The organism is Kocuria cellulosilytica, from assembly GCF_040981245.1.
Taxonomy (GTDB): Bacteria; Actinomycetota; Actinomycetes; order Actinomycetales; family Micrococcaceae; genus Kocuria; species Kocuria cellulosilytica.
Map to the genome: position 1 here is coordinate 1 of NZ_JAVFWZ010000173.1, position 502 is coordinate 502.

The 502-nt window shown below is 72.3% G+C and carries 1 pseudogene; it reads left to right on the forward strand.

Annotated elements, in window-relative coordinates:
• Positions 1 to 502, forward strand: a pseudogene (locus RCG67_RS17555) (long-chain fatty acid--CoA ligase); the annotation flags it as partial.

The following is a 502-nucleotide window of genomic DNA, read 5'->3' on the forward strand; positions in this document are numbered from 1 at the left end:
CGTGGGCCTGCCGCTGCCCGGCAACGAGATCCGGATCGCCGAGGACGGGGAGGTCCAGGTCCGCGGCACGCACGTGATGCGCGGCTACCACGGGCGCGAGGACCTGACCGCGGCCGCGTTCGAGGACGGCTGGTTCCGCACCGGCGACCTGGGCTCGCTCGACGAGGACGGCGCGCTCACGCTGACCGGCCGGAAGAAGGAGATCATCGTCACCGCCGGCGGCAAGAACGTGGTGCCGAACGTGCTGGAGGACCCCATCCGCGCGTCGGCCGTGGTCTCCCAGGTGATGGTGGTCGGCGACGACCGCCCGTTCGTGGCGGCCCTCGTGACCCTGGACCAGGACGTGCTGCCCGCGCGCCTGGAGCTGATGGGCCTGGACCCCGCGATGCCCGTGGCCGAGGCCGCCCGGCACCCGAGGATCGTGGAGCACGTGCAGGAGATCGTCGACCAGGCCAACAAGGCCGTCTCCCGGGCGGAGAGCATCCGCTCCTTCGAGATCCTC